At 59.8% G+C, this 20,498-nt stretch carries 19 protein-coding genes; 5 read left to right on the top strand and 14 right to left on the bottom strand.

The window, feature by feature from the left end; all coding sequences use genetic code 11:
- Window positions 1-60 precede the first annotated feature (60 nt).
- The 7 genes from QLG02_RS14090 to QLG02_RS14060 all read right to left on the bottom strand — a co-directional run bounded on the left by QLG02_RS14090 (window position 61) and on the right by QLG02_RS14060 (window position 5,919).
- Complete coding sequence (locus QLG02_RS14090) at window positions 61-1,020, bottom strand: beta-ketoacyl-ACP synthase III (protein WP_011706104.1); 960 nt, start codon at window positions 1,018-1,020, stop codon at window positions 61-63.
- A gap of 7 nt (window positions 1,021-1,027) precedes the next feature.
- Window positions 1,028-2,047 carry a phosphate acyltransferase PlsX gene (gene plsX, locus QLG02_RS14085; protein ID WP_282465467.1) on the bottom strand — a complete coding sequence of 340 codons (1,020 nt, stop codon included), beginning with the start codon at window positions 2,045-2,047 and terminating at the stop codon, window positions 1,028-1,030.
- Between the two features lie 9 nt (window positions 2,048-2,056).
- Window positions 2,057-2,224: a 50S ribosomal protein L32 gene (gene rpmF, locus QLG02_RS14080; protein WP_005300935.1), complete on the bottom strand. Its 168-nt coding sequence runs from the start codon at window positions 2,222-2,224 to the stop codon at window positions 2,057-2,059.
- Between the two features lie 19 nt (window positions 2,225-2,243).
- Window positions 2,244-2,765: a 23S rRNA accumulation protein YceD gene (yceD, locus tag QLG02_RS14075; protein ID WP_011706102.1), complete on the bottom strand. Its 522-nt coding sequence runs from the start codon at window positions 2,763-2,765 to the stop codon at window positions 2,244-2,246.
- Window positions 2,766-3,013: 248 nt separating this feature from the next.
- Window positions 3,014-3,679, bottom strand: a complete 666-nt coding sequence (locus QLG02_RS14070) for an START domain-containing protein (RefSeq protein WP_282465466.1) — start codon at window positions 3,677-3,679, stop codon at window positions 3,014-3,016.
- Window positions 3,680-3,748: 69 nt separating this feature from the next.
- Window positions 3,749-4,723: an HTH-type transcriptional regulator YidZ gene (yidZ, locus tag QLG02_RS14065; protein WP_282465465.1), complete on the bottom strand. Its 975-nt coding sequence runs from the start codon at window positions 4,721-4,723 to the stop codon at window positions 3,749-3,751.
- Between the two features lie 2 nt (window positions 4,724-4,725).
- Window positions 4,726-5,919, bottom strand: coding sequence for an MdtL family multidrug efflux MFS transporter (locus QLG02_RS14060; RefSeq protein WP_282465464.1), 1,194 nt, complete (start codon window positions 5,917-5,919; stop codon window positions 4,726-4,728).
- 186 nt (window positions 5,920-6,105) lie between these two features.
- Between QLG02_RS14060 and QLG02_RS14055 the strand changes: the two genes are divergently transcribed.
- Window positions 6,106-6,687, top strand: a complete 582-nt coding sequence (locus tag QLG02_RS14055) for a nucleoside triphosphate pyrophosphatase (protein ID WP_282465463.1) — start codon at window positions 6,106-6,108, stop codon at window positions 6,685-6,687.
- A gap of 77 nt (window positions 6,688-6,764) precedes the next feature.
- Here the strand turns inward: QLG02_RS14055 and QLG02_RS14050 are convergent, their stop codons facing one another.
- Window positions 6,765-7,412 carry an HAD-IA family hydrolase gene (locus QLG02_RS14050; protein WP_282465462.1) on the bottom strand — a complete coding sequence of 216 codons (648 nt, stop codon included), beginning with the start codon at window positions 7,410-7,412 and terminating at the stop codon, window positions 6,765-6,767.
- Entirely contained in the window at window positions 7,412-8,356 is a 945-nt protein-coding gene (gene rluC / locus QLG02_RS14045) for a 23S rRNA pseudouridine(955/2504/2580) synthase RluC (protein WP_201356046.1), read from the bottom strand. The genes QLG02_RS14050 and rluC overlap by 1 nt, the downstream gene beginning before the upstream one ends.
- 411 nt (window positions 8,357-8,767) lie before the next feature.
- Between rluC and rne the strand changes: the two genes are divergently transcribed.
- Window positions 8,768-11,905 carry a ribonuclease E gene (gene rne, locus QLG02_RS14040; protein ID WP_282465461.1) on the top strand — a complete coding sequence of 1,046 codons (3,138 nt, stop codon included), beginning with the start codon at window positions 8,768-8,770 and terminating at the stop codon, window positions 11,903-11,905.
- 778 nt (window positions 11,906-12,683) lie between these two features.
- On the opposite strand, the gene QLG02_RS14035 is transcribed toward rne, so the two are convergent.
- From QLG02_RS14035 to apbC, 4 genes are all read right to left on the bottom strand, one after another.
- Window positions 12,684-14,153 (bottom strand): inorganic phosphate transporter, encoded by a 1,470-nt coding sequence (locus QLG02_RS14035; protein ID WP_076360745.1) that lies wholly within the window; start codon window positions 14,151-14,153, stop codon window positions 12,684-12,686.
- Between the two features lie 407 nt (window positions 14,154-14,560).
- Window positions 14,561-15,142 carry a dCTP deaminase gene (gene dcd / locus QLG02_RS14030; RefSeq protein WP_011706092.1) on the bottom strand — a complete coding sequence of 194 codons (582 nt, stop codon included), beginning with the start codon at window positions 15,140-15,142 and terminating at the stop codon, window positions 14,561-14,563.
- A gap of 63 nt (window positions 15,143-15,205) precedes the next feature.
- Window positions 15,206-15,850, bottom strand: coding sequence for a uridine kinase (gene udk, locus QLG02_RS14025; protein WP_011706091.1), 645 nt, complete (start codon window positions 15,848-15,850; stop codon window positions 15,206-15,208).
- A 109-nt stretch (window positions 15,851-15,959) separates the two neighbouring features.
- Window positions 15,960-17,042, bottom strand: a complete 1,083-nt coding sequence (apbC, locus tag QLG02_RS14020; RefSeq protein ID WP_282465460.1) for an iron-sulfur cluster carrier protein ApbC — start codon at window positions 17,040-17,042, stop codon at window positions 15,960-15,962.
- A gap of 186 nt (window positions 17,043-17,228) precedes the next feature.
- On the opposite strand from apbC, the gene metG reads away from it, so the two are divergent.
- The 3 genes from metG to QLG02_RS21815 all read left to right on the top strand — a co-directional run bounded on the left by metG (window position 17,229) and on the right by QLG02_RS21815 (window position 20,105).
- On the top strand, window positions 17,229-19,262 hold the full coding sequence (gene metG, locus QLG02_RS14015; RefSeq protein ID WP_241872387.1) for a methionine--tRNA ligase: 2,034 nt from the start codon (window positions 17,229-17,231) through the stop codon (window positions 19,260-19,262).
- A 207-nt stretch (window positions 19,263-19,469) separates the two neighbouring features.
- A complete protein-coding gene (locus tag QLG02_RS14010; RefSeq protein ID WP_282465459.1) occupies window positions 19,470-19,679 on the top strand; it encodes a glutathione S-transferase N-terminal domain-containing protein in 210 nt (69 codons plus the stop codon).
- A 3-nt stretch (window positions 19,680-19,682) separates the two neighbouring features.
- Entirely contained in the window at window positions 19,683-20,105 is a 423-nt protein-coding gene (locus tag QLG02_RS21815; RefSeq protein WP_348994634.1) for a glutathione binding-like protein, read from the top strand.
- A 79-nt stretch (window positions 20,106-20,184) separates the two neighbouring features.
- On the opposite strand, the gene QLG02_RS14000 is transcribed toward QLG02_RS21815, so the two are convergent.
- Window positions 20,185-20,457 carry an acylphosphatase gene (locus QLG02_RS14000; protein ID WP_016350729.1) on the bottom strand — a complete coding sequence of 91 codons (273 nt, stop codon included), beginning with the start codon at window positions 20,455-20,457 and terminating at the stop codon, window positions 20,185-20,187.
- Window positions 20,458-20,498: the final 41 nt, after the last annotated feature.

Genomic DNA, 20,498 nt, shown 5'->3' with positions numbered 1-20,498 from the left:
CTTTAGATAAGACAAAAATGAGAGCGGCAGGATGAGCCAGATTGCTCATCCCGACGACGATCAGAGGCGAACCAGCGCCGAGCCCCAGGCAAAACCACCGCCGAAGGCTTCCAGCAATACCAGCTGGCCCGGTTTGATCCGGCCGTCACGTACCCCTTCATCGAAGGCGATGGGCACGGAGGCGGCTGAGGTGTTGCCGTGCTTGTCGAGGGTCAGCACCACCTTGTCCAGCCCCATGCCAAGCTTCTTGGCGGTGGCGCTGATGATGCGGAAGTTGGCCTGATGAGGCACCAGCCAGTCCAGCTCGCTCGGCGCAATGCCGGCGGCGGCCAGGGTTTCGGTGACGATCTCGCTCAAACGGGTGACCGCCACCTTGAACACATCGTTGCCCTTCATGTACATGTAGGCTTCAAGCTCGGCCCCCGGCATGCCGCGGCGCGGCTGCGGCAGCTTGAGCAGATCGCCGTAACGGCCATCCGCATGCAGATGGGTGGAGAGAATGCCCGGCGTTTCGCTGGCGCCGATCACCACGGCCCCTGCCCCGTCACCAAAAATGATGATAGTGCCGCGATCTTGCGGATCGCACATGCGCGACAGCACATCGGCCCCGACCACCAGTACGTGGCGGGCGGCACCGGATTTGACGAACTGATCGGCGATGGAGAGCGCATAGGTAAAGCCGGCACAGGCGGCGGCCACATCAAAGGCCGGGATCCCTTGCACCCCGAGCAGGCCCTGCAATTCACAGGCGGCGGCCGGGAAGGCGTTCTCGGCACTGGTGGTGGCCAGCACTATCATGTCGAGATCGGCAGCGGTCAGGCCCGCCGCGTCCAGGGCGCGCAGAGCGGCCTGGTGAGACAGGGTGGCGACGGTTTCATCGGCACCGGCAATGCGACGTTCACGGATCCCGGTACGCTCCACAATCCACTCGTCGCTGGTTTCCACCATCTGTTCGAGATCGGCATTGGTGCGTACCGAGTTCGGCAGATAACTGCCAGTACCCAAAATTTTGCTATGCATAGAGTTCTTATAGATCCCTGTCGGAAAAGACAGATTCAAGGCGATCTGCTATTTGCAATGGAAGTTGATGCTTGGCCTCTTGCGCGGCCAGCAGGATCGCGTTACACAGGGCGCGCCGTTCGGCCCGCCCGTGGCTTTTTACCACAATGCCGCGCAATCCTAACAGACTTGCACCGTTATACTGGTCGGGGTTCAGGTAAGAAAAACGCCGTTTGAACATAAATCCGGCGATACGACCAAGAAAACTGCGTTTTTTGCGGGGATATCCGGCCAGTTGGGCCATCATCCGCACGACCCCTTCCGCCGTCTTGAGGGCCACGTTGCCGACAAAACCGTCGCAGACGATCACATCGCACTCGCCGCTGAAGATCCGGTCCCCTTCGACAAAACCGACGAAGTTGAGCGCCTGGCACTGACGCAGCAACTCGGCACTGTGGCGCACCAGGTCGTTGCCCTTGATCTCCTCCTCCCCCACGTTGAGCAGGGCCACCCTGGGAGTGGCAATGCCCTCCACCTTTTCAGCCACCACGGCGCCCATCACCGCAAATTGCAGCAGGGTATCGGCATCGCAGCTGACGTTGGCGCCAAGATCCAGCATCACGGTACGTTTGCCGGAAAGGGTGGGCAGCGCCTTGATGAGGGCGGGTCGGTCGACCCCGGGCAGGGATTTGAGCACGCACTTGGCCATGGCCATCAGCGCACCGGTATTGCCGGCGCTGACGCAGGCATCGGCCTCGCCGGCCTTCACCAGATTGAGGACGACCCGCATGGAGGAGTCTTTCAGGGTGCGCAGCGCCACGATAGGTTTGTCGCCCATGCCAACCACCTGGGATGCATGCACGAAACGAACGCGGGGGTGATTCAGCAAGCCATGTTGCTGCAAAAGAGGGGTGGCCTGGTGTTGGTCACCAACCAGGATCAGTTTTAACTGGGGTAAAAGAGACAGTGCCTGCACGGCGGCAGGCACTGTTTCCGAGGGGCCAATATCTCCCCCCATGATGTCTAGCGCGACAGTTTGCGTAGACAAAGGCAATCCTTAAGCGATTACCTTTTTACCGCGGTAGAAACCATCGGCAGTCACGTGGTGACGACGATGGATTTCGCCACTGGTCTGATCAACAGTCAGGGCAGCGGTGGTCAGCGCATCGTGGGAACGACGCATGCCACGCTTGGCACGGGTTTTACGGTTCTGTTGTACGGCCATTGTAGGCTAACTCCTAAATTCACTTACGTTTAAGCTCTTCAAGAACTGCAAAGGGATTCGGCCGCTCATCAGCAGGTTCGATTTCACCCCAGGTCATCTCCATGTTACCGCGCGGGCAAGCATCCATGGGATGCATGGCCACCTGCGGCAACGAGAGGATGAGTTCATCCTCCAGGATTTGATGAAGATCCATCTCGCCGTTTTCGTCCAACTCAATGGGCTCATAAGCTTCCGGCAGTTCTTCCTCGTTTGTTCTCTCGAACAGCGGAGTGTAGATAAATTCAGCTTCACAGAGATGCTCGAACGTCTCTCCACAACGCTGGCAAACCAGGTCAACCTTGGCATGGGCAGTGCCTTTCATAACGGTCAACTTCTGGACATCTTTGCCAAAGTGCAGCGATACATCGATATCACTCTGCAAGCCTGCGGTTGATTCCTCCAGCCTGGGCATCTGCGACTTTTCCACTATCCCGACATAATCGAGCAGCTTCGAGGCACTACGGACTGGATCAACCTTTACGGGCAACTTCACCTTTTGCATAGGGCGCGAATATTATAGGTCCAACAACTGATAGTCAAAGGAAAAAGTCCTTACCGCCGATGATTTTAACCTCACAACCCCCGCACATGGCGGAACTTGCGCTCACCGGTGGCTGATTATGCCATAAACCAACGGATCCGACACCGGATCCTGGCCGCATTTGCGTTGACGGCGGGGATCCGGCTCACTCCTTGACAGCAGCATTTCACGGTGCAGGTGGCTCAACCACTCCCCTGCTCCAACGGGGTTCATGGATGGCTGCCGCACAGCCCAACCTGACGCCCCTGCCGCATGCGGGCGCAAGGGCAAGGTTCGGGCGGGATGGCCTCCATCAGACGGCGGATGGCCCGAAAACTGTCCAGCGCGGCCTGGGCTGCGATGGGGTTGATGAGCCAACCAGGCAGGTTGTCACCCGGGTTGGTATAGGTTTCGAGGCGTATCAGGGTGGTGCCGTTGAGTTGCGGCACCGCCTCCCAGCGTCCTTCACTGGTGCGGATCCGCACCCGACCGGGATAAGGCGGCAGAGCATCAGGGGCGGCCCATACCGTCAGCACCAGAGCACAATTTGGCAGGCGTTGCAGGCGGGAGTGGGTGATAAGCTCCCGCTCCTGTACCGGCCAGGGCGCAGAGAGCCGGGTATAGACCAGATCTTCATCGGGTGCCGGCTTGGCCAGTACTCTTACCTCCAGGCTCTGGGGCAGCCACTCCTGATGGTGGGCGGTATCACGCAGCACGGCCAGCAGCGCCGAGGGCGGAGCGGCCACGTTCATCTCCAGGCGCAAAGCCAGAAAAGCGCCTGGAGGATGAGCCCGGCTCCACAGCAGTATGCCCTCCTCCCCCGCCTGCAGGTGCCAGCCCTGTGCCCAGGCCGGCATACAGAGCAACCATAACAGCCATATCCCGACTCTCATCATCCATGACCCCGCCTTGCCCATTCCTATGCTTATAGCCGTTTTTCTGGCCCTGCGAGGTAGAGGCCAGGGTTAACCCGCCCCAGCGGTCCCGATATGCTGGTGGTAAAGCCGTTTGATCTCGTCGCGCAGCCACAGCACCTTGGTGTTGTGGTTGTTGCGCTTGTGCCAGATCAGGATGAAGGCAATGTCGAGTTGCCGATAGAGGGTTTCATCCAGCGGCAGCGGCAAGGAGATCAGATTGTCGTGGTGCTGGCGGGCATAGCTGGCGCAATAGGAGGGCACCACCGCGATCAGTTCGTGGTCAGACTGGGCTGCGATATGCAGCGCCTGCTCGAAGCTGGAGACCCGGATAGGTACCTGCCGACTGAGCCCCTCATCATCCAGCAGACTGTCGAGTGCCCAGGCATCGCTCGCCTCCCACACCACGCTGACATGGGGATAGGCGAGGAAGTTGTCGAGGTTCCAGGTGCGGGCCAGCAGCGGGTGATCCTTGCGCAAAAACACCATGGGCCTGTCTTCGAACAACACCTCGTGATCGATGTAATAGGGCAGCCGGTTGACCCTGGCCAGCGAGCTGGGGTGGGTTTCCCTCGCACAGAAGCCGAGATCGGCATCGCCATTGATGATGTCGTTGAGGGAGTGATGGTCCCAGTTCATGATCCGGATGGTCGATTTGCGATAGGTTTCATAAATCACCATGGGCAGATCATTGAGAAAGCTGATGTAAAAGGGCGACTCCAGCACCAGCCTGAACGCAGCCCCCGCCGGAATAGCATTGCCGCAGAGGGAGGCGATGTTGCCCGATAGCTGGAACCACTCCTTGAGCTCTTCCTCCAGGGTGAGCGACAGATTGGTGGGCTCCAGCCCCCGCTGAGTGCGAAGAAACAGCGGGTCGTCGAACCAGTCGCGCAGCCGCGCCAGCGCCTTGCTGACGGTGGGTGCCGTGACATTGAGTTTCTTGGCAGCCTTGGTGACACTGCGCTCTTGCAGCAACAGCCGAAATACCACCAACAAATTGAGATCGAGGTCGATCAAGGGACGCATGCTCAGGGATTCTCCATGACCGGGACACCATGGGCGGGGCTGTCGAAGACCGGCCCCAGGGTGCGAAAGAGCAGATAGAGTAACACGGCGCCGAGCAGGGCACAGGCAAGCAGCGTGCTGGGTGCAAAGCCAAGCCACCCCATCAGCCAGATATAGCCGGCGCTCACGGTTATCTGGGCAAGACAGAGGGTGGCGCTGGCGAGCGCTATCTGATGACGGCAACTGGCCAGCGCCTCGCCCATGGCGATGCCGAAGCTCGCGGAAAAACCGATGCAGGTGAAGGCAAAGCCCGCCAGCAGCAGCCACAGGCCCCAGGAGCTCTCAAGATGAGAGGCCAAGATCAGCAGCAGCGCCAACCCCAACCCGCCGTGGGCCAGTGCGAGCAGGCTGTGCTTGTGGAGTCGACGCAGCAACAAGGGGGCGAAGAAGGAGGTGATCATGCTGATCATCACCATGATCATCATGATGCGGGCATACTCTGCGGTTGCCAGCCCCCTCTGGGTCATCAGGATCATGGGTGAAGTGCTGACATAGGTCAGAATGCAGGTCATGCCGACACTGCTCAACCCACACATCCAGAGAAACTGCGGCACTCGCAAGAAGGCAAAGCGGGCTGCTGACGTAGTCGAGGGTGGCTCAGGGTGCGCCGGCAGGCTCTCTTTCAGCCCCAGCAGGTTGATCAGCAATACCACGCCGCCGAGCAGCGCCATGGCCTGAAAGATGGCAGGCCATGGGAAGCCGGTCAGGATGAGATAGCCGAGCAGCGGCGCCAGCACGGGGATCACGCAGATGACCCCATTGATGGCCGACAGCACGGCCGCCAGCCGGGCCGGTGGCAACACGTCTCGCAGCACGGTAAAGGTCATGATGTAGAGCGCGCCGGCCCCTGCCCCCTGACCCACCCGTGCCAGCAGAAACTGCGCAGTGTCGTCGGCGCTGCCGGCCAGTAGTGACGCCAGCATAAACAAGCCGGCCCCGCTCAGGATCACCGGCCTGCGGCCGTGGCGATCTGCCAGCAGGCCGGCCAGCGGGACAGTCGCGGCCATGCCGAGCAGATAGAGGGAAAACGCGGTGTGCAGCTGAGCCTCGCTTGCCTGAAGGCTGGCGCCTATGTTGGGCAACGCCACCAGATAGAGATCGATCCCCACCGGGTAGAGCGTGATCATCAAAAAACAGCAGAGCATGTAACGGCCCATGGTGACTCCTCAGCGAATGGGTAGCATCGATGGGGCACTATAGCGTCAGGCCGGATGAATAAGCCGATAGCGGTGTTTTCCAATCTCGACATGCGGGAAAAGAGAGTGGCGGCGACATTTGCCCTCGCCGCACGGGGGCGATACCATCCACGCCTGCCCGTTTATGAACCTGGATACCTGATTGCCATGTCGCGCCCCCTGATCCTCGCCTCCACCTCCCGTTACCGCAAAGCCCTGCTGGAAAAGCTGGGCCTCCCGTTTGAGTGCGCCGCACCGAATGTCGATGAATCCGCGCTGCCCGGTGAAGATGCACAGACGCTGGTGGCACGGCTGGCCCATGCCAAGGCCCGTGCCATCGCCGATCAGCATGGTCAGGGGCTGATCATCGGCTCGGATCAGGTGTGCGTCTGCGATGGTCGGATCCTGGGCAAGCCGGGGACGGTCGAGCGAGCGGTGGCCCAGCTGATGGCGGCCCAGGGGCGCAGCGTCACCTTTTATACCGGCCTGTGCGTGCTGGACGCCGCGTCTGGCCGCGCCGAACAGCTGATAGAACCCTTCACCGTTCATTTTCGACAGCTGGATGAGGCGGCCATTCGCCGCTATGTAGAAGCTGAACAGCCCCTCGACTGTGCCGGCAGCTTCAAGTGTGAAGGCATGGGGATCGTGCTGTTCAAAGCCTTGGAGGGGCGCGATCCCAATGCGCTGATCGGCCTGCCGCTGATCGGCCTGATCGAGCTGCTGGCCTGCCACGGTATCGCCCTGCCCTGATGGGAGCGGCATGTCAGCCATGAAAAACGGGAGCCAAGGCTCCCGTTTTTCGTTTATTCATCTGTCATATCGCAAGGCTAATCCAGCAACCGCTGGAGCTCCGCCATGGTATCGACCACCGCCAGCGGATGGTGGGCCAGCAAGCGCGCACGGTCGTGCACGCCCCAGCTAACCCCGATCCGCGGCATGGCCAGCGCCTCGGCCATCGCCATGTCGTGGATGGAATCGCCGATCATCACCGCCTGGTGCGGGGCAATGCCCAGCTCATCCAGAATTTGCGTCAGCATCAGGGGATCGGGCTTTGAGTTGGCCTCGTCCGCCCCGCGCGTGGCAACAAAGAGCGGCCGCAACCCGGTTTCATCCAGTACCCTGTCCAATCCACGCCGGGACTTGCCGGTGGCGACCGCCAGGGCCACTCCTTGTTCATGCCAATGCTGCAACAGCTCCCTTGTACCGGCAAACAACGGGCTGGGTGTGCTGTCATGCACGTAATGGTGGCGATAACGGGCGATCAGGGCGTTGGCTCGTTCACTCCCCTGCTCCAGGGAAAACAGCCGGGGGATACCGACCTCCAGACTGAGACCGATGATCTGGTGCGTCTCGACGGCGGTGGGCACGGGCTCACCACAGTCGCCAGCCGCGTGCGCCACACAGGCAACAATCCGGCCCACCGAGTCCATCAGGGTACCGTCCCAGTCGAAGATGGCGAGCCGGATGGTCTGCATCAGCGGGCCAACTTGTTCAGGAAGTCGTCGAGTTCGGGGGCCAGCGGTGCTTCCACCTGCATCTCGCGACCATCGGCCGGATGGATGAAGCTCAGCTTCCAGGCATGCAAAAACAGTCGTTTCAGCCCCTGGCTGCGCATTTTATCGTCAAATGCGGCTTCTCCATACTTGTCATCACAGGCGATGGGGTGACCCGCATGCTGGGTATGCACCCGGATCTGGTGGGTACGACCGGTTATCGGGCTGCACTCCACCAGGGTGGCCTCGGCAAACTGACGGGCAATCCGGAAACGCGTCTCGGAAGGCTTGCCATCGCTGCTGACCCGTACTACCCGCTCGCCGGATTGCAGGTCATTTTTGCGCAGCGGCGCATTGACCACCTTGACGTGAGGCTGCCACTGGCCACGCACCAGCGCCAGGTACTGCTTGCGCATGGTCTTGACCCGCAGCTGCTCATGCAGGCTACGCAGAGCGCTGCGCTTCTTGGCAACCAGCAGTACGCCGGAGGTGTCGCGATCTAGCCGATGCACCAGTTCGAGGAAACGGGCTTCCGGGCGCAGGGCGCGCAGCCCTTCAATCACGCCAAAGCTCAGGCCGCTGCCGCCGTGTACCGCCATGCCGGACGGCTTGTTCAGCACGATCATGGCGTCATCTTCAAACAGGATCTGGCTCTCCAGACGCTGGATGCTGCCGAGATTGGCCGAGGGCAGTTCGTTCTTTTCGGCAACCCGCACGGGGGGGACCCGTACCTCGTCGCCAGTGCAGAGTTTGTATTCCGGTTTGATGCGCTTTTTGTTGACGCGCACTTCCCCTTTGCGAAGGATGCGATAGATCAGGCTCTTGGGGACGCCCTTTAGCTGAGTCTTGAGAAAATTGTCGATGCGCTGCCCTTCATGCTCAGCTTCGATGGTGAGCAGCTGCACTTGTTGATGTATCTGTGTCATGGCGCGGATTTTAACACTGCCGGCGGCCCTTGGCTGCATGCTTTGTTGAAAAATGGCGCCTTGCTATAAAAGTGGTTTAAATGGGATAATAAACAAGGTTTTGTCATTGTGTTCAAGCCTTGTACTAAGTGGCCAAAATTTATGCCACCCAATCCCGAAACACCGTGTATACAAGAACATGACGGTTCCCGGGTGCGAGGTACAGCGCATGGAGAACGCAAACAGAACCGCTAATTTGTCTCCACACCGGTATCCTTTTCATGCCTTCTCGAGAAGGCTGGACCAGAGTGCCCTTAGTTTGCGCCTCATGCATACCCCAACCGGGAGGTTGCCCCAGTATGCTGAAGACCCGAGGCCGGCGCCGGCAGGATCCTGTGGAGGAAATCAAAATGACAAAATAACGAGAACTCAATGAAAAGAATGCTAATCAACGCGACTCAGGAAGAAGAGTTGCGCGTAGCGCTGGTTGACGGACAACAGCTCTACGATCTGGATATTGAAAGTCCGGGACACGAGCAGAAAAAAGCGAACATTTACAAGGGCAAAATCACCCGCGTAGAACCCAGTCTTGAAGCTGCTTTTGTCGACTATGGCGCCGAGCGCCACGGTTTCCTGCCGTTAAAGGAAATCGCCCGCAATTACTTCCCCTCCGGTTACTCCTATCAGGGTCGTCCCAACATCAAAGAAGTGGTCCGCGAAGGCCAGGAAGTGATCGTCCAGATCGACAAGGAAGAGCGTGGCACCAAGGGTGCAGCCCTCACCACCTTTATCAGTCTGGCCGGCAGCTACCTGGTACTGATGCCGAACAATCCTCGCGCCGGTGGTATCTCCCGCCGTATCGAAGGTGATGAACGGACTGAACTGAAAGAAGCCCTGAGCGGCCTGACCGTGCCGGACGGCATGGGTCTCATCGTGCGTACCGCCGGTGTGGGCAAATCCCCGGAAGAGCTGGAATGGGATCTGAACGTTCTGCTCAACCACTGGGATTCCATCCACAAGGCGTCACAGAGCCGCTCTGCACCAGTGCTGATCCATCAGGAAAGCAACGTCATCGTACGTGCCATCCGTGACTACCTGCGTCGCGATGTCGGCGAGATCCTGATCGACAACCCGGTCATCTTCGAGCGTGCCAAGGCGCATATCGAGCTGGTTCGTCCCGATTTCCTCAATCGCGTGAAGCTGTACAAGGGTGAAGTTGCCCTGTTCAACCACTTCCAGATCGAGAGCCAGATCGAGTCGGCCTTCCAGCGTGAAGTGCGTCTGCCCTCTGGCGGCAGCATCGTCATCGATCCGACCGAAGCGTTGACCTCCATCGATATCAACTCCTCCCGCGCCACCAAGGGCGGCGATATCGAAGAGACTGCGCTGCAAACCAACCTGGAAGCGGCCGACGAAATTGCCCGTCAATTGCGTCTGCGCGACCTGGGTGGCCTGATCGTCATCGACTTTATCGACATGACTCCGGTTCGTCATCAGCGCGAAGTGGAAAACCGTCTGCGTGAAGCGGTGCATCAGGACCGTGCCCGCATCCAGCTGGGCCGTATCTCCCGTTTCGGTCTGCTGGAGATGTCTCGCCAGCGTCTGCGTCCCTCCCTCAACGAGTCCAGCAGCCATATCTGCCCTCGTTGCCAGGGGCAGGGTGTGATCCGTGACAACGAATCACTGGCGCTGTCCATCCTGCGTCTCATCGAAGAAGAGGCCATGAAGGACAACACCGAGCAGGTTCACGGTCAGGTGCCGGTCGATGTTGCCGCCTATCTGCTCAACGAGAAGCGTGCCTCCATCGCCAGCCTGGAACAGCGCAATGATGTGCGTGTCTACATCATTCCGAACCAGCATCTGGAAACCCCGCACTACGAAGTAACCCGCATCCGTCAGAACGAGATCCCGGAAGCGGCCAGCTACGAGCTGAAAACCGAGATTGCCAAGCCGGTCTACCAGCCGAAGCAGGCTCAGGTGATCGAGCGTGAACAACCGCTACTGCAAGGTTTTGTCCAGGCGCCCCAGCCGGCCCCCGCCGCGCCAGCCCCGGTCGTGGCTCCCGCTGCACCGACTGCGCCCGAAGCCGGTCTGTTTGGCAAACTGTTCAAGGCCATCTCCGGCTTGTTCGGTGCCGACACCGCCCCTGCCGACGTGAAGGCTCCTGCCGACAAACCGGCAGCCCAGCGCGAAGCACGCAAGGACGAGGGTCATCGTCATCAACGCGATGAAACCCGCAGCCGTGGTCAGCGTGGTCGTCGTGATGACAACCGTGGTAACCGCAGCCCTGCCGATGCCGCAGAGAAGCGGGAAGTGGGTGCCAATCGTGAAGGTGGCGAAAGCCGCAACCGTCGTCCCCGCAAAGAGCGTGAGCCGCGCCAGGAGCGTGAAGCCCGTGGCGAAGTGCGTGAACAGCGCATGGAACGTGAACCTCGCGAGGCTCGTGAGCCACGCCAGGAACGCGAACCCCGCGCTCCGCGCCCGGCTCGTGAACCCCGTGCTCCGCGTGAACCTCGCGCCGAAGTGGTCGTTGACGCGGTAGAAACCGTCGATACCACCATGGTCAACGACGAGCCGCGTCTGGAAAAAGAACAGAAAGTGGCTGAGCGCCGCGAACGCCGCCAACTGCGCAAGCAGATCCGGGTCGATGCCCCGGCCAGCGACGTTGCCGCCCTGCCCGCCGATGCTCCGGTTGTTGCCGAAGAGGCCTCCGACGCAGTAGAACAGCACGATGAGCAGGCCGAAGGCCAGCGTCGTTCCCGTCGTACGCCGCGCAATCAGCGTATCGAAGGCCAACGTCGCAAGCGCATCAATGAAGATGCCCGCAGCCAGCGTGAAGATGAAGAGCAGTCTGCCGAAGGCGCTGTCCCTACCCTGACAGCAGCTGCCCAGGCAGATGCCGCCCAGGTGAAAGTGGAAGAACCGGCAATCCCTGTCATCACCATTCCCAGTGCTGAAGCGGTTGCCGCCGCCCTGCAGGCCTCTGCTGCGCTGACCGAGCATGTCGTGCCAGAAGCCGTTGTGGCCGAAGCTCACGAGCAGGCTGAGGTCGTGGCTGCAGAGCCAGTGGTAACCGAAGTGGTAGCTGCTGAAGAAGCCCAGGTAGCGGTTGTCAACGAGCCAGTGGTTGCAGAAGTTGCGTCCCCGGTCGCAGCGGAAGTCGTTGCTATTGAGGCACCGGCCGTCGAGACTGCCGTGGTTGAAGCTGCAGCTGCTGCCCCGGCAGTTGAAGAAGCGGCTCCGGCAGTGGTTGTAGCCGAGGTTGCCCCTCTGGTGGTTGAACAGCCAGCTCCGGTCGCTGAAGCTGAACCTGTCATTGCTGACGAGGCTCCGGTAGCCGCTGCCGTAGCAGCCCCTGTGGCCAAGCAAGTCAAGCGTGGTGGTGGCCTGCTGGCCGGTGCCCGCAAGGCCTCTGCGCCGATGGCAACACCGGCTGCGGCCCCTGCCCTGCCGGTACGCGAGCCGGTTGATCATGCGCCGCTGGTGCGCAATGAAGTGGCAAGCTCAGGTCGCCATGGCGGCAGCACCGCTGCCGTCAACGTTGCAACCAGCCCGGCCGGTCGTCCTTGATGACTCGCTAGTCTGACAAAAAGAGCCACACATTGTGTGGCTCTTTTTTTAGATGCTATTTAGCGCCAGTTTGTCTCGGTTACCGTTCCTTTACCACGCCACGACCCACCTACTAGCACTTAGTGCCTCAAGTCTCCCTCATCATATTGAATAACCACCGCCATTGGCTCGCTGCGGCTCAACCCACACTCCTTGTTTGTCTTACTGCTGCTGCGACTGTATGGCTCCTGGCTTAGGCAGACTGGATAAGAGCCGACACTAGTTACAAATATCGCGCTGTGTAGACATCCTTCACGACACCGGTGCGCATGAACTGCATGGCCACGCCTGCCACCCATCTCGAAGTCGGTTTGAAGTGCGTATGCCGCTATCAACCGGTATCGGTTGGTCATTCGATATTCCATCCTCTCGGCAATCCAGACGTACTGCCGACCTATGCAGGCAAAGACCCCTCTTCCACGGCCGTCAACACAGTGGCCGTCATGTGCCATGAGATGACAGACATAGCCCCTTAGCCGAGTAGCTCCATTAGCAGGGGCAAAACCGCAAAAGATGCCCAATCTGCCAACCCTCTCATCTTGAATGCCTGTTGATGGGTGGGAATGAGCTTAGTGGGTGAGAGAAGTAATTGATTGGATGAAAGAATTAGTTTGATGGCATATTAAGGATGGTCAAATTGGAAACTTGGCTGGCAGGAGCCTGGCATCACACATGTGTTTTTGAGGTCATGAAAAAAGGGCCGCAAGGGCCCTTTCTCAACATGCTTTGGTATCTGCTATCAGCTGAACAGATGATGGCTGATCAGGAACAGGCCACCAGAGAGCAGCATGGTCAGCGGCAGGGTCAGCACCCAGGCCATCAGGATGGTCTTGATGGTCTGGCTCTGCAGGCCCGACTTGTTGGCCACCATGGTCCCCGCTACCGCAGAGGAGAGGATATGGGTGGTCGATACAGGCATCCCGGTCAAGCTGGCCACACCGATAGAGGCGGCAGCGGTGATCTGGGCGGCGATCCCCTGGCTGTAGGTCATGCCGGAGGAACCAATCTTCTCACCGACGGTGTAGACGATACGACGCCAGCCAACCATGGTGCCACAGCCCAGCGCCAGCGCGATGGAGACAATGACCCAGGTCGGTGCATATTCGGCAGTGGCCGTCAGATCCTTGCGCCATTTGGCAAGGTCAGTCAGCTCTTTGGCCGGCAGCGGCAGCTTGGATACCTTGCGAGCGGTATCATCGATGCACAGCAGCAGACGACGCACTTCACGGCGGTCGGTCAGGTCCATCTCTTCATAGGTCCGCACCTGGGCAAGACGATTGTCCAGCGTGGCCATAGCCTGCAGGGCACCATCAGCAGAACAGTGGGTCATCAACTCTTCCTGGGCCTGGGCAGGCACATTGAAGTTCACGACCTTGGAAACCTGCTCATGGTTGCGCTGATAGATCTCCATGATGCGCTGATTGGCATCCTGGGTGCGATCCAGGTCATAAGAGCGGCTATTCATGTCCAGTGCGAAATAGGCAGGAGCCATGCAGATCAGCACCAGCATCACCAGACCAATACCCTTCTGGCCATCGTTGGAACCGTGCACAAAGCTCACGCCCATGGCAGATGCCACCAAGGTGAGACGCGCCCAGAACGGCGGATGCTTCTTGCCATCCACCAGCAGACGCTCTTCCGGGGTCTTGTGGATCTTGCTGCCCTGCCAGACGCGTTTCATGGCGAACAACAGCAGCGCGGCGATGATGAAACCGACGGTGGGAGAGATGATCAGAGAAAGCATGATGTCGATGGCTTTCGCGACGTTGATGCCTTCCTGCAGCGGTTGATGGCTGATCCAAGCATAGGCGCCACCTACCCCCAGAATGGAGCCGATCAGCGTGTGTGAGCTGGATGCAGGGATCCCGAAGAACCAGGTACCCAGATTCCACACGATGGCGGAAAACAGCAGGGAGAACACCATGATCAGACCCTGAGTGGAGTCCATCCCCAGCAGCAGATCGATGGGCAGCAGGTGGACAATGGCATAAGCCACCCCCAGACCACCCATCATGACCCCGGCAAAATTGAACAGACCGGAGGCCACTACTGCCATGTGTGCCGGCATCGCCTTGGTATAGATAACCGTTGCTACCGCGTTGGCGGTATCGTGAAAGCCGTTGATGAATTCATAGGCCAACACAAAAAAAACGGCCAATACCAAACCGATTGACCACCACAAACCCAAACCACTAAACATTTCAAACATAAAAAACGAACCTGTTTATGAGTTGCGGCGGATTATGCCAGAAGGCTGGTAACGCCATACCCGTTGTTGAAATATTTCAGTAAGAAAAAAAAAGAGCATTCCGCCTACAAATAGCTTAGAGCCAGTCACCATGCGGCTTGTCCTTGATTAATTAAACAGACCTTGCCTGACAAAAACCGTTCCCAAACGGGAACAATTCATCATCAGTATGCCGCAGAGATCACTCTCATCGACTTCGGCTCCGTCAATTTTCGACTGACCGTATCGTCCTGTTTGTACAAATGACAGGCAAGATCACTCCCTCGCCCCGCCCTCTTCGCCACATCCACCTGCCCAAGTGAATGGAGAAGGGCGCCACCGGCGCCCTCTTTTAACACATTGCCGACGGCTCGACTGTCGATCCGATCTCAGTCCTGATTGATGCGGCTGGCCACCGCACCCTGCTGGCTCTTGTACTTGGCGTTTTCCCGTTTGTTGTAGGGACGCGCCGCCACACCGGAGAGCATCTCGAAGTTCAGCGCACCGATCTTCATCTTGGGGCGCAGCGCCAGCGGCAGCTTGCCGCCGTTGTAGAACTCCAGCACGATGCGGCCGGACCAGCCCGGATCGATGCGGTGCGCGGTCACGTGCACCATCAGCCCGAGGCGGGCCAGGGACGAGCGGCCATCGAGCCAGCCCACGATGTCGGCCGGCAGGGTGACCGATTCATAGGTCACCGCCAGCGCCAGCTGACCCGGGTGCAGATAGAAGGCTTCGCCATCCGGCACATGGATTTCATCGCTCATCACCCGATCGATGGCGTCGGCCATTTCGCTGCTGGGGCCGCTCAGATCGATATAGGGGGCGGTATGATCGCGAAACACCCGAAACTCGTTGCCCAGCAGCACGTCGACGCTGACGCCGCTGATCCGTTCAATACCGGGTCTGGGCTCAATGACGATCTTGCCTTCATCCAGATGACGTTCGATATCGGTATCACAAAGACGCATTGGGCGACTCTCCTGACAAATTGTTCATTTAAAAAAGCCGGGCATCACCCGGCTTGATATCTCTCAACCAATCAACATGTGGCGGATACGCGCCTTGAGCATGTCGATGGCGATGCGGTTCTTGCCGCCACGGGGGACGATCACGTCCGCGTACTGCTTGGAAGGCTCGATAAACTGCAGGAACATGGGGCGTACCGTCTTCTGGTACTGCTTGAGCACCGAATCCATGGTCCGGCCACGCTCCTGCACGTCACGCACCAGACGGCGCAGCAGGCAGATGTCGAGCGGCGTATCCATGAAGATGGAGGCATCCATCAGATCCCGCAAGCGACTGTCGGTCAGCAGCAGGATCCCTTCCAGAATGATCACCCGGCGCGGTGCGAACGGGGTCACTTCACTCATGCGGGTATGTTCGGTATAGGAGTATTGGGGAATATTGACCGCATCACCTTGCACCAGCTGGCTCAGGTGCTGGACCAGCAGGTCGTGATCCAGCGCGTTGGGGTGGTCATAGTTGGTTTTGACCCGCTCTTCCATGGTCAGGTGGGTCTGATCGCGGTAGTAGCAATCTTCGGTGATCACGCCAATCTGACCGGCTCCCAGCTCGGCCACCAGCTCTTCATAGATGGTTTGGGCTATAAGACTCTTGCCGGAAGCGGATGCACCAGCAATACCGATGATCACACACGAATGTTGAGTATCAGACATTGAAAATACCTAAAGAGAAGAGCAGTGGGGATGGTTTAAACCGATCCATTATATAAAAAAGGGTGAGCCATGCCCACCCTCAAATCCACCCCAGACGGTCGACCGCCGATTATTCATCCAGCGCCATGGCATAGAGAGGGGTCGCAATCGGTTTACCGCTGAAATAGAGTTCAGCTCCCACCCGACGAGCCAGTTTCAGATAGGCCTCTGCCAGCTCCCCGGTCGGGGCGCCGAACACGGTCGGGCAACCATCGTCCATGTGCTGACGGATGTCGATGTGCAGCGGCAGCTGGCCAAGCAGCGCCACCTGGTACTGTTCCGCCATCTTCTGGCCACCACCGGTACCGAACAGCGGCTCATGATGACCACAGGCGCTGCAGACGTGGTAACTCATGTTCTCGATGATGCCGAGCACCGGCACGCTGACCTTGTTGAACATGGCCAGTCCCTTGCGGGCATCGGCCAGCGCCACGTCCTGCGGCGTGGTGACGATCAACGCCGCCGTGGTCGGCACCTGCTGGGCCAGGGTCAGCTGGATGTCGCCGGTACCCGGCGGCATGTCCACCACCAGATAATCCACTTCACCCCAGCGGGTCTCGTGGAGGATCTGGGCCAGCGCCTTGCTCGCCATGGGCCCACGCCAGATGGTGGCATCCTGCTCGGCCACCAGATAACCGATGCTGTTGCTCTTGAGGCCGCAGGCCATCACCGGCTCCATCAGCTTGCCGTCATGGCTGACGGGGCGCTCCTTCAAGGTCCCGGTCATGGTCGGAATGGAGGGGCCATAGATGTCCGCATCCAGAATGGCGACCCGGGCTCCCTCTTTCTGCAGCGCCAGCGCCAGGTTGACGGAAGTGGTGGACTTGCCCACCCCGCCCTTGCCGGAGGCGACCACGATGATATTGCGAATGCCCTGCACCGCCGCCAGTCCTTGCGCTCGCGGCAGGCTGGCTACCTCGATTTCGCCAACCCAGTCGATACGGGTGGCGCCGGTGGCGCTGCGCAGGCGAGCATCGAACTCCTGCTTGATCTGCTCAAACAGGGAGTGGCCTGCAAAGGGCAGTACCAGCTTGATGGTCAGCGTCGAACCCTGCTTGTCGATGCTGCGCACGAAGCCGGCAGCCACCAGATCCTTGCCCCAGCCAGTTGGCTTAAATTCGGCGAGGATCTGTTTTACTGAATCAATCACCATTAACTCCTCATTATCTTGTCTTTATCTTGAGGTGAACGGTTACCGCACACAAATCAGTGGCTTGCCTGCTGGTCGACCAGCGTACGCCGGCAGGGCGGACGAGCCACAACCCTAGGCAGGCTACCCCCAATTCGGGTAACATGCACGGCACTCTATCATCCCAACAAGCACATCAAGAACGACTATATGGCAACTGATCCTCGTACAATGCTGGTAACCTGCGCCCTTCCCTATGCCAATGGCTCCATCCATCTTGGCCACATGCTGGAACACATCCAGGCCGATATCTGGGTTCGTTATCAGCGAATGCGCGGTCACCAGGTGCACTTTGTCTGTGCCGACGATGCCCACGGCACCCCGATCATGCTCAAGGCCCAACAGCTGGGGATCACCCCGGAAGAGATGATCGCGGCCGTCTCCAAGGAGCACCAGGCCGACTTCGCCGGGTTCAACATCAGTTTTGACAACTATCACTCCACCCACAGCGACGAGAACCGCGAGCTGGCGGAGCTGATCTACGGCCGTCTGCAGGCCGGCGGCAAGATCAAGAGCCGTACCATCTCCCAGCTGTTCGATCCTGAAAAGTCCATGTTCCTGCCGGACCGCTTCGTCAAGGGTACCTGCCCCAAGTGCAAGTCCCCGGAGCAGTATGGCGACAACTGCGACAGCTGTGGCGCCACCTACAGCCCGACCGAGTTGATTGATCCGAAATCCGCCGTCTCCGGCGCCACCCCGGTGATGAAGGACTCAGAGCACTTCTTCTTCGACCTGCCGCAGTTTGAAAAATGGCTGGCAGAGTGGGTGCGCGGCTCCGGTGCCATCCAGGAAGAGATGGCCAACAAGATGCAGGAGTGGTTCGAAAGCGGCCTGCAGCAGTGGGACATCACCCGTGACGCCCCCTACTTCGGGTTCGAAATTCCCGGCGCCCCGGGCAAGTACTTCTACGTCTGGCTGGATGCCCCCATCGGTTACATGGCGTCGTTCAAGAACCTGTGCAACAAGCGCGGCGACATCGATTTCGACAGCTACTGGAAAGCGGACTCCGAGGCCGAGCTCTATCACTTCATCGGCAAGGACATCGCCTACTTCCACTGCCTGTTCTGGCCGTCCATGCTGGAAGGCGCCGGTTTCCGCAAGCCGACCAAGGTCAATGTGCACGGCTACGTGACCGTCAACGGCGCCAAGATGTCCAAGTCCAAGGGCACCTTCATCAAGGCTTCCACCTATCTCAACCACCTGGATCCGGAGTGCCTGCGTTACTACTACGCCGCCAAGCTCAACAGCCGCATCGACGATCTGGACTTGAACCTCGATGACTTCGTCGCCCGCGTCAACGCCGACGTGGTCAACAAGCTGGTCAACCTGGCTTCCCGTAACGCAGGTTTCATCGCCAAGCGTTTCGACGGCAAGCTGGCGGCAACCTGTGCCGAGCCCGAGCTCTACGCCGAGTTCGCCAACGCCCGCACTGCCATCGCCGAGGCCTACGAGAGCCGCGAGTTCAGCCGCGCCATCCGCGAGATCATGGCGCTGGCCGACAAGGCCAACCGCTACGTGGATGACAAGGCTCCCTGGGTCATCGCCAAGCAGGAAGGCGCTGACGCCGAGCTGCAGGCGGTCTGCTCCGTCGGCATCAACCTGTTCCGGGTGCTGATGGCCTACCTCAAGCCGGTGATGCCGCTGCTGGCCGAGCGCGCCGAAGCCTTCCTGGGGGAAACCCTCAGCTGGGATGGCATCGACATGCCGCTGGTTGATCACACCGTTGCCCCGTTCAAGGCGCTGTTCTCCCGTATCGAGCCGGCCAAAATCGAAGCCATGATCGACGCGTCCAAGGAAGATCTGGCCAAAGAGCAGGCACCGAAAGCGAGCGGCCCGCTGGTAGACGATCCCATCAGCGAGACCATCAGCTACGACGACTTCGCCAAGATTGACCTGCGGGTGGCGCTGATCAAGAAGGCCGAAGCCGTACCGGAAGCGGACAAACTGCTCAAGCTGCAGCTGGATATCGGTGGCGAGACCCGTCAGGTGTTTGCCGGCATCAAGTCCGCCTACAACCCGGAAGATCTGGAAGGCAAGCTGACCGTGATGGTGGCCAACCTGGCCCCGCGCAAGATGCGCTTTGGCATGTCCGAAGGCATGGTGCTGGCGGCAGGTCCGGGCGGCAAGGATCTCTGGATCCTGGAGCCGCAGGAAGGCGCCCAGCCCGGCATGCGCGTCAAGTAAGCGCTGCCCGGTCATCAAACAACGAGGGAGGCCTGCGGCCTCCCTTTTTATTTGGCCTCTTCGCCCCCTTCCCTCTCTCCTCTCCCCACTAAACGCCCTGGGTTGTGGACGCGCTCCCCCTTTCGGTGCTTGTTGCACCTGGGTAATTTGCCTAGACTGGCGATTCACTTCGGGCCCATGGCCCCCTTCATCAGGCAAGGAGCAAGCATGATCACCTTATATGGCACCCCCGTCAGCCGGGCCCTGCGCGTATCCTGGTTACTGGAAGAGCTGGACGTGGCATGGCAGTTCCAGTTTCTCGACTTCGCCAAGGGCGAGAACCGCAGCGACTGGTTTTTGACCCTCAACCCGAGCGGCAAGATGCCGGTGCTCAAGGACGGGGAGTTTGTGCTGACCGAATCTGCCGCCATCATGTAGTACCTGGCAGAGGTATATGGCCCGAACTGGCTGCCGGCCAGAGGGACCCAGGCCTCGGCGCTGCACGCCCAGTGGGTCAGTTTCATCACCTGCGAGCTGGAGCAGCCGCTGTGGACCATCGGCAAGCACCGCTTCGCCCTGCCCGAGGCCCAGCGCCTGCCGGCCATCTTCCCCACTGCCAAGTGGGAGTTCGACAAGGCGGCGGCCATCGCCGAATCCTGGGTGCCCGAGCAGGGTTACCTGCTGGGTGAGCAAATCACCATCGCCGATCTGCTGCTGGCTCATACCCTGATGTGGGCCACCCGCTTCGAGCAGACCATTCCCCCCAAGCTGGCGGCCTATCGGGATCGTCTGGCCAAACGCCCCGCTCTGCAGGCGGTGCTGGCCAAGACCCAGGCCATCGCCGATGCCGCCCAGGCTGGCTGACTCAAGAGTGCCATCAATGCAAACGGGAGCCTGTATGGCTCCCGTTTTTCATGGCTGTTCGGCGTCATTGGCGAGGCGCTCAATTGGTATGAAAGCCGCTCCCCTTGGGCGGTGGCGCCGCTTCATACTCCATCCGGGTCACCTCGGCGGTACGCGGCCCGCGCTCCAGCCAGCCCAGCATCATTTGCACGCTCTGCTCCGGCCCGCAGATGAGGATCTCCACCGAGCCATCTTCCAGGTTGTAGGCGTGGCCTCGCAGCCCCAGTTGCAGCGCCCGCTCCCGGGTGAAGTAACGAAACCCCACCCCCTGAACCAGGCCCCACACTCGCACGACAAACGATTGCTCTCCCATTTCTCACACCTTCCCCTTAAGAAATTTCCCCCCAAGGCGAT

The sequence above is a fragment of the Aeromonas sp. V90_14 genome (assembly GCF_029967615.1).
Lineage (GTDB): Bacteria > Pseudomonadota > Gammaproteobacteria > Enterobacterales > Aeromonadaceae > Aeromonas > Aeromonas hydrophila.
This window is presented reverse-complemented; position numbering and strand designations above follow the sequence as displayed.